Source organism: Arthrobacter sp. ATA002 (assembly GCF_026898095.1).
Classification (GTDB): Bacteria; Actinomycetota; Actinomycetes; order Actinomycetales; family Micrococcaceae; genus Arthrobacter_B.
Window position 1 is genome coordinate 1,492,770 of record NZ_CP114015.1, and the last position, 12,864, is coordinate 1,505,633.

The 12,864-nt window shown below is 65.7% G+C and carries 16 protein-coding genes and 1 pseudogene; 15 read left to right on the forward strand and 2 right to left on the reverse strand.

Going from position 1 to position 12,864, the window contains the following annotated elements:
- Window positions 1-3: 3 nt before the first annotated feature.
- The 13 genes and pseudogenes from OL239_RS07390 to OL239_RS07450 all read left to right on the forward strand — a co-directional run bounded on the left by OL239_RS07390 (window position 4) and on the right by OL239_RS07450 (window position 9,580).
- Window positions 4-750 (forward strand): alpha/beta fold hydrolase, encoded by a 747-nt coding sequence (locus tag OL239_RS07390; RefSeq protein WP_268911316.1) that lies wholly within the window; start codon window positions 4-6, stop codon window positions 748-750.
- Window positions 747-1,376: a GNAT family N-acetyltransferase gene (locus OL239_RS07395; protein ID WP_268911317.1), complete on the forward strand. Its 630-nt coding sequence runs from the start codon at window positions 747-749 to the stop codon at window positions 1,374-1,376. The genes OL239_RS07390 and OL239_RS07395 overlap by 4 nt, the downstream gene beginning before the upstream one ends.
- Complete coding sequence (locus OL239_RS07400; RefSeq protein ID WP_268911318.1) at window positions 1,351-2,238, forward strand: VOC family protein; 888 nt, start codon at window positions 1,351-1,353, stop codon at window positions 2,236-2,238. The genes OL239_RS07395 and OL239_RS07400 overlap by 26 nt, the downstream gene beginning before the upstream one ends.
- A 160-nt stretch (window positions 2,239-2,398) precedes the next feature.
- Window positions 2,399-3,609: pseudogene (locus OL239_RS07405) on the forward strand (IS30 family transposase).
- Between the two features lie 389 nt (window positions 3,610-3,998).
- Window positions 3,999-4,397 (forward strand): 30S ribosomal protein S16, encoded by a 399-nt coding sequence (rpsP, locus tag OL239_RS07410; protein WP_268911319.1) that lies wholly within the window; start codon window positions 3,999-4,001, stop codon window positions 4,395-4,397.
- Between the two features lies 1 nt (window position 4,398).
- The gene (locus OL239_RS07415) at window positions 4,399-4,641 is read left to right on the forward strand and encodes an RNA-binding protein (RefSeq protein WP_104053842.1); all 243 of its coding nucleotides are present in this window, start codon (window positions 4,399-4,401) and stop codon (window positions 4,639-4,641) included.
- A gap of 230 nt (window positions 4,642-4,871) precedes the next feature.
- On the forward strand, window positions 4,872-5,471 hold the full coding sequence (rimM, locus tag OL239_RS07420; protein WP_268911320.1) for a ribosome maturation factor RimM: 600 nt from the start codon (window positions 4,872-4,874) through the stop codon (window positions 5,469-5,471).
- Window positions 5,443-6,357 carry a tRNA (guanosine(37)-N1)-methyltransferase TrmD gene (trmD, locus tag OL239_RS07425; protein WP_442864243.1) on the forward strand — a complete coding sequence of 305 codons (915 nt, stop codon included), beginning with the start codon at window positions 5,443-5,445 and terminating at the stop codon, window positions 6,355-6,357. The genes rimM and trmD overlap by 29 nt, the downstream gene beginning before the upstream one ends.
- Window positions 6,358-6,574: 217 nt before the next feature.
- Entirely contained in the window at window positions 6,575-6,934 is a 360-nt protein-coding gene (gene rplS / locus OL239_RS07430) for a 50S ribosomal protein L19 (RefSeq protein ID WP_268911322.1), read from the forward strand.
- Between the two features lie 4 nt (window positions 6,935-6,938).
- Entirely contained in the window at window positions 6,939-7,661 is a 723-nt protein-coding gene (gene lepB, locus OL239_RS07435; RefSeq protein ID WP_268911323.1) for a signal peptidase I, read from the forward strand.
- 11 nt (window positions 7,662-7,672) lie between these two features.
- A complete protein-coding gene (gene lepB, locus OL239_RS07440; RefSeq protein WP_268911324.1) occupies window positions 7,673-8,497 on the forward strand; it encodes a signal peptidase I in 825 nt (274 codons plus the stop codon).
- Window positions 8,494-9,249, forward strand: coding sequence for a ribonuclease HII (locus OL239_RS07445; protein ID WP_268911325.1), 756 nt, complete (start codon window positions 8,494-8,496; stop codon window positions 9,247-9,249). Before lepB (OL239_RS07440) ends, OL239_RS07445 begins: the two co-directional genes overlap by 4 nt.
- Before the next feature lie 7 nt (window positions 9,250-9,256).
- Window positions 9,257-9,580 (forward strand): DUF2469 domain-containing protein, encoded by a 324-nt coding sequence (locus OL239_RS07450; protein WP_104053848.1) that lies wholly within the window; start codon window positions 9,257-9,259, stop codon window positions 9,578-9,580.
- Here the strand turns inward: OL239_RS07450 and OL239_RS07455 are convergent.
- Window positions 9,549-10,160, reverse strand: a complete 612-nt coding sequence (locus OL239_RS07455; RefSeq protein ID WP_268911326.1) for a GNAT family N-acetyltransferase — start codon at window positions 10,158-10,160, stop codon at window positions 9,549-9,551. The genes OL239_RS07450 and OL239_RS07455 overlap by 32 nt on opposite strands.
- Before the next feature lie 57 nt (window positions 10,161-10,217).
- Here OL239_RS07455 and OL239_RS07460 point away from each other — a divergent pair, with 57 nt between their 5' ends.
- Window positions 10,218-10,859 (forward strand): 2'-5' RNA ligase family protein, encoded by a 642-nt coding sequence (locus tag OL239_RS07460; RefSeq protein ID WP_268911327.1) that lies wholly within the window; start codon window positions 10,218-10,220, stop codon window positions 10,857-10,859.
- A 122-nt stretch (window positions 10,860-10,981) separates the two neighbouring features.
- Window positions 10,982-11,671: an STM3941 family protein gene (locus OL239_RS07465; protein WP_268911328.1), complete on the forward strand. Its 690-nt coding sequence runs from the start codon at window positions 10,982-10,984 to the stop codon at window positions 11,669-11,671.
- A 109-nt stretch (window positions 11,672-11,780) separates the two neighbouring features.
- On the opposite strand, the gene OL239_RS07470 is transcribed toward OL239_RS07465, so the two are convergent.
- A complete protein-coding gene (locus tag OL239_RS07470; protein ID WP_268911329.1) occupies window positions 11,781-12,665 on the reverse strand; it encodes an LPXTG cell wall anchor domain-containing protein in 885 nt (294 codons plus the stop codon).
- Window positions 12,666-12,864 lie beyond the last annotated feature (199 nt).

Sequence of the window (12,864 nt, forward strand, 5' to 3'; positions counted from 1 at the left end):
GCAGTGCCTTCGGAACGAGTGGTGTTTGTGCACGGCGCGGGCAGTTTCGGCGCTGCGGCCTGGCCGCGGCAGCACGGGCTGGCGCTGGGTTATGACTGCCTGTTCATCAAGCGGCACGGCTACGACGCCGTGGAGGAACCGCAGGCACCGGATTTGGAGGCCGACATTGCGGTGATCCGGGAGGCGCTGGGGGCAGGCGGACATCTGGTGGCGCATTCGGCAGGAGCCATTCCGGCCATGCTCGCGGCCCTGCGGGATCCGGGCCGGGTCTATTCCCTGATCCTGTGTGAGCCGGCAGTTTTCTCGCTGACCCGCGACTTGCCGGCCACCGCCGCCCACCGCGAGTTGCTGCAGCCGCTGTTTGACGCCGCGCCGGAAATGACCGACGAAGGGTTCGAGCGGGAATTTGTCCGCCGCGTCTTCGCCGTCGAGGCCGCCGCCGCAGGCCGCGCCGCCCGCCCGGGCCACACCGCTCCGGCCGATGAGGCGGCCCGGCGTTCCGCCGCCCGGCTGCGGTTGCAAACTCCGCCCTGGGAAGCGCCGCTGGATATTGTTCCGGGCGTGCCCACACTGGTGCTCACCGGAGGATGGGAACCGCTCTATGAGGAAGTCGCGGAATTCCTGGTGTCCACCGGGGCCGAGCACCGCCAGGTAGGCGGAAATCACCGACCACAGGACACCGGCGCCGGCCGCAAGGCCATACGGGAGTTCCTCGCCCGCAGCCGACAGGCCGAAACGGGCGCCGGGTGACCCGTCGCGCAGTGCCGGTTATTCGGGACGCCCGGGCGGAGGATTTGGTTCTGCTGCCGGAACTGGAGGCCGCGTCGGACACTCTTCTGGCCGGGATGCCGGGCGTCCGGAGTCCGGGGAGGAACCGCTGCCGCCGCCGTCGTCCGCGGCCGAACTGGCCGCCGCCGTCGTCCGCGGCCGAACTGGCCGCTGCCCTGCATGTACTGGTGGCCGGAACGCCGCCCGTGGGATTCGCGCGTATTGAGGAAGTGGACGGGCAGGCCCATCTGGAGCAGCTTTCAGTTCATCCCGATGCCGCAGGCAAGGGGGTGGGCCGGGCGCTGATGGAAGCCGTCCTGGCCTGGGCACGGACGCAGGGCTACACGTCAGTGACGCTGTCCACGTTTGCTGCGGTGCCCTTGAACGCTCCGTTCTACCGGAGCTGCGGATTTGCCGAGGTCCCGAGCCCCGGCGGTGAACTGGGAGAGGTGCGCGAGCACGAGAAACAGCTCGGCCTGGATGCCCTGGGGAGCGGGTTGCCATGCGCGTCCAGCTTGAGCCACCGCACTAAGTCCGCTGCAGGCACTTGGCATTACGTGAAGCTTCAACTAAACTCATTACATGAACCTTCAAGTAAATCCCGCTGATCTGCTACCCGCTGAGCTTGCCATGGGAACGGTGATGCTCAAGGTCGGCGACCTGGCGGGAGTCTCCGCCTACTACCGCGGTGCCCTCGGCCTGGATATCGTTGCTGAAGCCGACGGCGGCCAGTACCTCGGGCGGGGCGGTGTTCCGGTGGTCCATCTGGCTCCGGCACCGGGGCTGCAGGTGGCCTCACGGGGTGAGGCGGGCCTTTTCCATACCGCCATCCTCTTTGAGTCCCGTGCCGATCTGGCGGCCACGGTTGCGACAGCCGCCCAGTACGATCCTTCCGCCTTTGCCGGTTCGGCCGATCATTTGGTCAGCGAGGCGTTCTACTTCACGGACCCCGAGGGCAACGGAATCGAGCTCTACTACGACAAGCCCCGGGAGAGCTGGGAGTGGGAGGAGACCGCCTCCGGCCGCGAGGTCCGGATGGCCTCGCTGGCACTTTCGCCGCAGACCTACTTCCGCGAGCACCTCACCGAGGATGCACTGACCGGGCTGCGCTCCGCCGGGGCCGGCGTCGGGCATGTGCACCTCCAGGTGGGGGATACCGGTACCGCCGCCGCCTTCTACGTGGATACGCTCGGATTCGAACGCACGGCCGGCTTCCACGGGCAGGCCCTGTTTGTGTCCGCGGGCGGCTACCACCACCACATGGCCATGAACGTCTGGAACAGCCGCGGGGCCGGACCCCGCCGGGACACGCTGGGCCTGGGCGAAGTGCTGCTCACCGTTCCGGCAGCGGACGACGTCGCCGCGCTCGCCGACCGGCTCAAGGCCGCCGGTATCTCCAGCCACCACACCGGTGCCGAGCTCCGTTTCGAGGATCCCTGGCGGAACCGCCTGCGCGTCGCTGTGGGCTGACGTTCCCGCGCAGCCCGTCGAGTGTCGGGGTCATGCGGGATTGCCCCATCGAGTGTCGGGGTCATGCGGTGTTGATCCGTCGAGTGTAGAGGTCATGCGGGAAAGTTCGAGGCAGAGTCATATGGTCAGTGCAACGCTCTGAAAATACAGGAGCGATGCGATGCCCAGCGGTTACCCCTTCAGCCAAGATTTCAAGGACCGGTTTTACGACCTGATCTGTTCCGGCGTCTCCCTGACCAGAGCGTGCGAGCTCATGGGCGTGTCAGCGATGGGAGCAAGGAACTGGTGGCGTGATGCTGGTGCAATGAAACTAGTTCAAAGACCCGGTGGTGGCGGACTGGCAAGACCTGGCCCGTCGAATAGACCCGGCGGCCCGGGACGCCGGCTAAACCTGGACGAACGGATCGAGATCATGTGCGGACTGCGGGCCGGTAAAAGCCAAGCCGAGATCGGGCGCATGATTGGCCGGGACAAATCCGTGATCTGCCGGGAAATCAGACGCAACCTCAACGCCAACGGGATCTACCACGCAGGGATGGCGCACTCCCGCGCCCATATCCGCGCCGACCGGCCCAAACCGTTCAAACTCATAGACAACCCGGGACTCTGCACCCAGATCACGCAATGGATGGATCAGGGCTGGAGCCCAAAACTCATTTCGTTGGTCCTGGCCAAGGACTTCCCCGATGATAAGAGCATGCAGGTCAGCCACGAAACGATCTACCAGTGCCTTTACGTTCAAACCCGGGGCCAGCTCCGCAAGGACCTTTACCGCACCCTGAGCCTAAAGCGGGCCCGCCGCAAACCGTTGACCACCGATCACACCACCGGGCGAGGCAAGCTCTTCTCTGACGCGTTCACGATCAGCCAGCGCCCGGCCGAGGCCGAAGACCGGGCAGTGCCGGGGCATTGGGAAGGGGACCTGATCGTCGGAACCGGCTCCCGCTCAGCGATCGGCACGCTGGTGGAACGCTCGACCAGATTCACGATCCTGCTGCACCTTCCCGAACGGCATACCTCCGAAGCGGTCGCGGAGGCCATGATCGCGGCGATGAAGCACCTGCCGGCGGACCTGCTGCGCACGGTGACCTGGGACCGGGGCTCGGAAATGGTCAAGCACAGGCAGATCACTGCAGAGCTCGGGCGCCGGTCTATTTCTGTGATCCGCATTCGCCTTGGCAACGCGGAACGAACGAGAACACGAACCGATTACTGCGGCACTGGTTCGAGAAGGGTACGGATTTGAGCGTGTATACCAAAGCCGATCTGCGCAAGGTCCAGGACTCCTTGAACCGGCGGCCCCGCCCGACCCTCGGGCTGGCGACACCGGCTCAGAAACTTGCTGAGCTGCTGCAACCTGCAGCAGCCTAAACCCGCGTTGCACTAACCGGTTGACTTAGCCCGAGTGGAAGGGCAATCGTCCCGACACTCGACCCGGGGAAGCGGCATTTACTCGACACTCGGCCAGGGGGCGACCGGAGCCGGTCCCGCCGAGGACCCCGCCGCCAAAGATCCGGCCAGAACGGGCTGCCCGGGCACCAGATTCCGTCCCCCAGGGCCCAGCCCCGGGTTCCCGCGCAGTCCCCGCGGGTCCAAGTCGCCAAACATGGACTCATCTGGCACAATGGTCAGGTACTCGATCTGCGTGGACCCTCTCTCCGCGCATGTATCTTGTCCTTTTTGAACCCCAACGTTATGGCCCGCCCCACGGGAGCAGAAGTACGGGTTCGCCCCTTTTCAGATCAGGAGTGACCACAAAAGTGGCCGTAAAGATTCGCCTTAAGCGCCTCGGCAAGAAGTTCTCAGCACACTACCGCGTTGTTGTCATGGATTCCCGTGCCAAGCGCGATGGCCGTGCCATCGAGGAAATCGGACTGTACCGTCCGACCGAGAACCCGTCGTACATCGACATCAAGTCGGACCGCGCCCAGTACTGGCTCGGCGTCGGCGCCCAGCCCACCGAGCAGGTCGCAGTTCTGCTGAAGATCACCGGTGACTGGCAGAAGTTCAAGAACATCGAAGGCCAGGAGGGCACCCTTCAGGTCAAGGCTCCGAAGGAAGCTTTCGTGGCTCCCGAGAAGAAGTCCGTGATCGTTCCCGAGGCCATCACCCCGAAGGCCAAGAAGGACGAGGCTCCCGCAGAGGCTGAGGCCGAGTAACTTGCTGGCCGAAGCGCTGGAGCACCTCGTCCGCGGAATCGTTGACAGTCCCGAGGACGTCAAGGTTTCCGCCAAGAGCAACCGCCGCGGGGAAACCCTCGAGGTGCGCGTTCATCAGGATGATCTGGGCCGCGTCATCGGACGCCAGGGTCGGACCGCACGTGCCTTGCGCACTGTGATCGCCGCCCTGGCGAACGGCGAACCGGTTCGCGTCGATGTAGTGGATACCGACCGCCGCCGCTGAGCATCCGCGGCACGGCCGGACTGCATCGGCAGTTCACAGCACTTCACAGCAGTACCAGTTGGACCAGCAGTACCAGGTGAACGCAGTTCACGGCATCCGGCCCCTGCACCAGATAATGGTGAAGGGGCCGGATGTGTTTTCCGGGCAGGAGCGGCCGCCGCATGCGCCAGCACCCCGTCACCCCATTCAGGCCGCACCAGAATAAGCCGCACCACAACAAGGAGACCCCCATGCAGTTACAGGTGGCACGCATCGGCAAGCCGCACGGCATCCGCGGCGAAGTGACCGTCCAGGTCATGACCGACGCCCCCGAGGACCGCTTCGTGCCCGGAACGGAGCTCATCGTCGAGCCCGCCTCCAAGGGCCCGCTCACGGTTCTGAGCGCGCGGTGGAACAAGGACATCCTGCTGCTCGGATTCGAAGAAGTTGCGGACCGCAACGGCGCCGAGGAGCTCCGCGGCGCCATGCTCTCCGTCGACACCGAAGAACTCGATGGCGAGGACGACGACGAGGGCTGGTACGAGCACGAGCTGGTGGGCCTGCAGGCCAAGGTGGACGGCGACGTCGTCGGTACGGTCAGCGGGCTGCGCACCCTGACCGTCCAGGACCTTCTCGTGGTGGACGACATCCAGGGGCGGGAAGTCCTGGTGCCGTTCGTGGAGGCGATCGTTCCCGAGGTCAACGTCGAAGGCGGCTTCGTGCTGATCACCCCGCCGCCCGGCCTGTTTGAACTGAACCTGCCCGAAGACAAGCAGGAGAAGCCGGCCAGGCAGAAGCCAGCCGGCGACGCCGCAGCCGCTGATGACGCCCGGGACGGGGCCGGCAGCTAACGTGCGCATTGATGTAGTCAGCATTTTCCCGGAGTACCTGGCCGCGCTGGACCTGTCGCTGATCGGCAAGGCCCGGCAGGAGGGGCTGCTGGACCTCAACGTCCACGACCTGCGCAACTTCACGGCGGACCGGCACCGCACCGTCGACGACACCCCGTACGGCGGCGGCGCGGGCATGGTCATGAAAGCGGAACCGTGGGCGCAGGCCCTGTCCTTCGTCGCCGACGCAGGTGTGCCGGGTGAGGTGGCGCCCGACGGCGGTGTGCCGGTCAGCGCTGTGCCCGGCGGCGGTGCGCCGGTCAGCGCTGTGCCCGGCACCGGGGCTGATGCTGATGCGGGGGCCCGCCCCGTGCTGATTGTCCCATCGCCCGCAGGCGCGGTCTTCACGCAGGCCATGGCGTACGACCTGGCCGAGGAGAAGCATCTGGTGTTCGCCTGCGGCCGGTACGAAGGCATCGACGAACGCGTGCTCGAGTGGGCTGGAGAACGTTTCGACGTGCGCCCGGTCAGCCTGGGCGACTACGTGCTCAACGGGGGAGAGGTGGCCGTCCTCGCCATGGTGGAGGCGATCGGCCGCCTGGTGCCCGGCGTCGTCGGCAATCCCGAATCCCTGGTGGAGGAATCCCACTCGGACGGACTGCTCGAATACCCCGTCTACACCAAGCCCTCCGTCTGGCGGGACCGCGGGGTGCCGGAGATCCTGCTCAGCGGCAACCACGGCAAAATTGCGCAGTGGCGCCGCACCCGGCAGCTGCAGCGCACCGCCGACCGCCGGCCAGACCTGCTGGAGAAGCTCGACGCCGCGCGGCTGACCAAAGCCGACAAGGCAGCCCTCGAAGCACTGGGCTACGAAGTGACGAAGGACCGGGTTCTGCCCCGCCGGTGATTGGTGGCGTTTGCCCGGGTATGGCAGAATGGATAACTGTGTCATCTGGGTCCGCACCTGCCACAGGGGGAGCGCGGCCAACAGACTGCACGCCGGCAGCCAATCCTCGGCTCGGCCGGTCTCCAGCTTCGGCAGCATCTGTGCGGCGTCAGCGCCGCATCCTTGCATGCCGTTACCAACGTGGGTGACCTGTGGCGTCCACCAGGAGTGATAACCAATGCACATCCTAGATTCTGTTGATGCAGCTTCGCTGCGTTCAGACATCCCCGAGTTCCGCGCCGGTGACACGGTCAAGGTTCACGTAAACATCATCGAAGGCAAGAACACCCGTGTTCAGGTCTTCCAGGGCTTCGTCATGAAGCGCCAGGGCGACGGCCTGCGCGAGACCTTCACGGTCCGCAAGGTCAGCTTCGGCGTCGGCGTGGAGCGTACCTTCCCGGTGCACTCCCCGGTGCTCGACAAGATCGAACTGGTTTCCAAGGGCGATGTCCGCCGCGCCAAGCTGTACTACATGCGCGACCTGCGCGGCAAGGCAGCCAAGATCAAGGAAAAGCGCGACGCACGTCCCGCCAAGTAATTACTTGATCCACGCAGCATCCGCTTCGGGGGAGTCTCCGGACCCTCCCGTAAAGCACACGAAACGCCGGCCCAGGTTTGTGGGCTGGCGTTTCGTGTTATGCGCCCTCGCCGCAGCCGTCGTGCTGGTGGCGCTCGTCCGCGCCCTCGTCGTCGACGTGTACTACATCCCCTCGGAATCGATGCAGCCGCTGCTGGAACCGGGCGACCGGGTGGCCGTCTCGCGCACTGACTACCGCTCCAGCGAGATCCTGCGCGGAGACGTCGTAGTTTTCGACGGCAGGGGTTCCCTGGCTCCCCTGCACAACGGCGATCCGGTGCCGGTGACCGCGCTGAAATCGGTTGCCCGGTGGGTTGGACTGGCGGGAAGCGACACCGTCTATGTGAAACGGGTCATCGGAATTCCCGGCGACCGCGTCAGCTGCTGCACGGACGACGAGCCGCGGGTAACCGTCAATGGAACTCCGGTGGACGAGTCATACGTTTATCCGGGAGACGCTCCGAGCGGGCAGTCCTTCGACGTCATCGTTCCTGAGGGCCGGCTGTGGCTGATGGGCGACCACAGGTCCGAATCCGCCGATTCGCGCTCCCTGCTGGGTGCGCCCGGCGGCGGGCTCATATCGGAGGAGCGCGTTATTGGCAGGGCCACAGCCATCTTGTGGCCGCTGGAGCGTAGTTCGGATATTGAGCGGCTAGAGTTAGGAGCCGAGTGGAACACGGCGAAGTAAGAGGAAAGCACATGGCTCAGAACGTCCCGGACGAGCCCATCCAGAGCGCCGGATCCGGTGTCCACGGCGCGCATTCGGCGCATCCCCGGGCGGCAGCGCCGCGCAAGGGCGACCGCCGCCGCGGGAAGGGCAGCGACAAAAACCGGGGCTTCGGCGGCTGGCTGCGGGAAGTGGCCACCATCGTGGTCATCGCCCTGCTGCTCTCCTTCCTCATCAAGACCTTCCTCTTCCGGGCGTTCTACATTCCCTCGGGGTCCATGGAGGAAACCCTGGAGATCAACGACCGCATTTTCGTCAACCTCCTGGTTCCGGAACCCTTCGACCTGAACCGCGGCGACGTGGTGGTGTTCAAGGACACCAAGGGCTGGCTCCCCGAGCTTCCGCCGGCGGCCGAGGGCCCGGGCACCTGGATCCGCGATGCCCTCATCTTCGTGGGCCTGGTTCCGGACACCTCCGAGCAGCACCTCGTCAAGCGCGTCATCGGCACCGAGGGCGACCGGGTGGTCTGCTGCGACGCCGACGGCAAGATCACGGTCAACGGTGAGCCCCTGGACGAGCCGTACATCTATCCCGGCGCCACGCCGTCGGACATTGCCTTCGACGTCGTCGTCCCCGAGGGCAAGGTCTGGGTCATGGGCGACCACCGCAACGCTTCCGCGGATTCCCGTGAACACCTGCAGGATCCCAGCGGCGGCTTCGTGGACGTCGAGGACATCGAGGGCAGGGCCGCAGTAACGGCCTGGCCGCTGAACCGCGCAGGTTTCGTGGGCAGCTACCCGGAAGTCTTCGAGGACGTTCCCGAACCTTCGACCCCCGCACCGGCCGAATCCAAATGACGGACGCGCCGGCCCGTCCGCGGCCCAGGACCGGAACCGGAAGCAAGGCTCCCACCCTGCGCTTCGAGCGCACCTTCGCAACGGCCGGGCACAAGGTCCTGGCCGGCTGCGACGAGGTGGGCCGCGGAGCGCTGGCCGGACCGGTCAGCGTGGGCCTGGTGGCCGTTGACCTGGCCACGGTCCGTTCCCTCAAGGGCGTGCGGGACAGCAAGCTGCTTTCCGTGCGGGACCGCGAGGCGCTGGTACCGCTGATCAAGAAATGGTCCAGAGGCTGGGGCGTGGGCCACGCCAGTGCGGCCGAAATCGACCTGCACGGGATCATGGCCGCCCTGCGGCTGGCCGGGACCCGCGCCTGGGATCAGGTCTGCGCGGACTTGACCCCCGACGTCGTGCTCCTGGACGGCAACTACAACTGGCTTTCGCCCGTTTCCCAGGTGAGCCTGTTCGATCCCCCGAACGACGACGGCGGCGGCTGCCTGGCGCCCGTCCACACCAAAATCAAGGCGGACATGCAGTGCCTCAGCGTGGCTGCCGCCAGCGTGCTTGCGAAAGTGGAGCGGGACGCGATGATGGTGGACTACGCTGTGACACATCCTCAGTACGGCTGGGAAGTGAACAAGGGCTACGCTACGGCGTCCCATCGGCTGGCGATTGACGAGCACGGGCCCACGCCCCTGCACCGGATGTCCTGGCAGCTGGGAACGCGTCCGGAAGCGGATGCCCGGGACCAAGAAAGCGTCGTTGGGGGATGATGGAACTATGAGTGCCGAAGACCTTGAGAACTATGAAACGGACATGGAGCTCCAGCTGTACCGGGAGTACCGCGACGTGGTGGGGCTCTTCAGTTACGTAGTCGAAACGGAACGCCGGTTTTACCTGGCGAACCACGTGGACCTGCAGGCGCGGTCCGCGGACGGGGAGATCTATTTCGACCTCACCCTGCAGGATGCCTGGGTGTGGGATGTCTACCGATCCGCCAGGTTCGTCAAGAGCGTTCGGGTGATTACATTCAAGGACGTCAATGTGGAAGAGCTGACCCGCAACGACGACCTTACGATTCCCAAGGCTGACGAGCTGGGCTGAGCCCCGGAAGCCGGGACGCGACGTCGTCCCAAGCTGCCCACGGCCCCGCGGGCGTCCGCGGATCACCGGAGGCGAGGCTGGAGATCCAGCCCTCCACCATTTTGCCCCGGTGGGCCAGCAAATGGGGGACTGCGATGGGCGGCGGAAAACCGGAGCGCCACACCGTTTTGTAGCTGGCGGTGTTGCCCGCATTCGCCGTCCAGGTCACGACATCCCAGCCGAGGTCATCAAAGGCATGGGCCACCGCCAGCGCCACGGCGCGGGACATCAGCCCCCGGCCCCGGTACGCCGGTGCCGTGACAAAGCCCAGGTTTCCCGAGTTCGCCCCCTGGAAACGCAGATCCAGTGAGCCGGCGTAGGCGCCGTCGCAGTCCAGAGCCCAGGAGACCGCTTCCTCCTGTTCACTGGAAATGGCTGCCACATAGTCCGCCGCCATGGACTTGGTGTACTCCAGCGGAATGGTGGTCCACTCGCGGGTCAGCGGATCCACCGAGCGTGCGTACACCGGTACGACGTCGGAGGCCCGGTGCGGGCGCAGCGTGAGCGGGCCGTCGGACAGGAGCGGGATGGCGAAGGGCATGGACCCACCCTAGCGGGCAGGGGTGCCGGCCCGGTGCCGATCTCCTAGACTGCTCCAATGGCACTCCCTGATTCTCCGCTGGCCGGGTATCTGTCCGGGAACCGGCGCCTGTATGCCCAGCTTCGCCCGGACCCGGAGTCGTTGGCGCACCTGACCGGGCTGCAGCAGGAGCTGGCCGAGCTGCCGGAGGTTCACGACGGCGGCCGGCCGCGCTGGGTGTCCGAACGCCAAATGCACTTGACCTTGATCCATTTCGGCCGGGTCCGCGACGTTTATGCGCTGGTTTCCACGGCCACCGGTATTTCCTGGGAGCCGTACGAAGAGTTGCTGGCCGAGTACGTTGCCGACACTGAAGCGGCGATGCCCCGGCAGCCGGTTGCACTCGAACCGGCTGTCCTGTCCCGGTTCGGGCGGCACGGGCGGACCTTGGTGCTCGAGTATTTTCCGTCCGCGGTGCTGATGCAGGCGCATGCCGCTGCCCTTGCCGCGCTGGAATCGTTTCTGCGCCGTTGCGGCATTGACGACGTGGAAACCTTCACCGCCGCCGATCCCAACTTCATGTTTGCGTCCCGGCTGCGCCCGCACATCACCTTGGCGCGGGGCTTTGCCGGAACGCTGCCGGCCCCGGTACGGGGGCCGGATTCCGGAGGTCTGCATCTGGGCAGCGTGCGGCTCGAAGCCATGCCGGTGGTGTACTGAAGCCATGTTGACGGGTCCGGCCGGACAATCGGCACGTCCCGCTGTATCTTCTTTTATGGTGAGCGGCTGCTCGCTATGAAGGTCTCGGAATCAAAGGTCTCGGAATCGCGCTGGGGGAACGAATGGGCAAGAGTCCCGACGTCGGTACGGAACAGCTTCTGTCGCCGCTGACTTTCAGGGTCTCCTGGGGGCGTGTGCTGGGAATGGCACTGCTGGCTGCGGGGTTCACCGTCATCGGAGTGTTCATGGTAGTTGGCAGCCCGGACTGGGGCACCAAGATTATCGGACTGGTCAGCGTCCTCTTTTTTGGCGGCGGCTACACCGTGGTGCTGTGGAAGATGGCGCGGAATTCAACTGTCCTCACGCTCTCCGCGGACGGAATCACGCCGCAGTCGGGCGGTCTCATCCCCTGGGAGGATTTCGAGGCGGTTGGGACCGGACGCATTGAGACCGGATCGGCAGGAACCATGGTGCTCGGTATCCGGCTGAAATCCTATGAGGCGTACCTCGCGTCCTTTACCCCGGAACAAATCCGGACGATTCGGGCAGCGGCCGTGACAGGAAAAGCCACCGGTTCCCTGCTGCGGCGCTCGGCGCCCCGCGCGGCGCTCGGGCGCAGCCCCCGCGGGCTGGCAGGTCTCAATGCCCTCCCGCAGCGGGACCTGCCCGGCATGCTGCAGTGGAGCCGCGTCATGTCCGGGGGCTGGGACGTCACCATTTCAGTGCACCTGTTCCGGGGGCCGGCACAGGAGGTCGTCAGCAAGATCGACGCCTACTATCGAGCTGTTATGGAGTTGCGTTCCAGCTACTAAGCGTCCGACGACTAGCTTTCGGACGGGAGTCGGCTCTGAGGCAGGTTAGGCCCCCAGTGCATGGCACGGGGGCCTAACCGTCTCCGCTGTGGACCGCTATTTGACTGCTTTAGTCCTCGGTAGCTTCAGTCCGGCGGCGATTGCGGATCAGGGCAGCCGCACCCAGGCCGGCAACCAGGACTCCTGCCCCTGCCATCGCAGCCATGGCGGGATTCGCTCCGGTATCCGGCAGCCGCGGAGTTTCATTGTTTACCGGCGGTGCCGTCGGGTCCTCTTCCGGGGTCGGATCGGGGGTGGGCTTCGGGTCCGGGGTGGGCTCGGGCGTCGGCTTCGGATCCGGGGTGGGCTCGGGCGTCGGCTTCGGGTCTGGGGTGGGCTCGGGCGTCGGCTTCGGATCCGGCGTGGGCTTGGGATCGGGGGTTGGCTTCGGGTCCGGGGTGGGCTTCGGGTCCGGGGTGGGCTCGGGCGTGGGCTCCGGGTCGGGCGTCGGCTTCGGGTCCGGGGTGGGTTTGGGCTCGGGCGTGGGCTTCGGATCGGGCGTCGGCTTGGGGTCGCTGGGTTCAGTTTCGCAGTCCGGGACTTGGCCGTAGACCTCAAGGTCGTCGTGCCTGTCTGCCGTCAACGTCGCGTTGGGCCCGAAGGTTTCGGGATAGACAAGCGTTTCGGGCCAAGTGAAGTCCCCGGTAATGTCCAACTTGTCCTGCTGTATGGCCCACCCCGGTCCGCAAACATCCGCCGGCAGACGACCGATCAGATCCTCAAACCAGCTTGTACCGTTCTTCGTCACCAGAAGGCGTTGCGGGCCGGAGTTCTCCCAAGCGGCCGGCTTGGCGGGATCCACCTTCAGATAGACGTATGCACCAACCTCCTTCGATACGGGACGGTTTTTTTCTTCACCCGCTGCAATGGCCGGCTGAATGACAGCCAGTGAAAAACCCCCTATAGCCAAGGCGGTGGCTGCTGTTGCGGCCGTAGTCTTCATGACGTTGTTCATGGTTCCTTCAATAGTCAGTTGAATGTGATGGGTCCGTGCGGGGGGCCTGCCTATCGTGTCCGAGCACCCTCAGCGCGCACGCAAGATGGCGTCAAGATCAGAGCAAGATTTGGCACTGCATCTCCTCCCCAAGAGGCGGGCGGCACTGGAACGGACAGGATCGTCCACAGCCGGGACGCGGGGCCCTGCACTCTTCCGC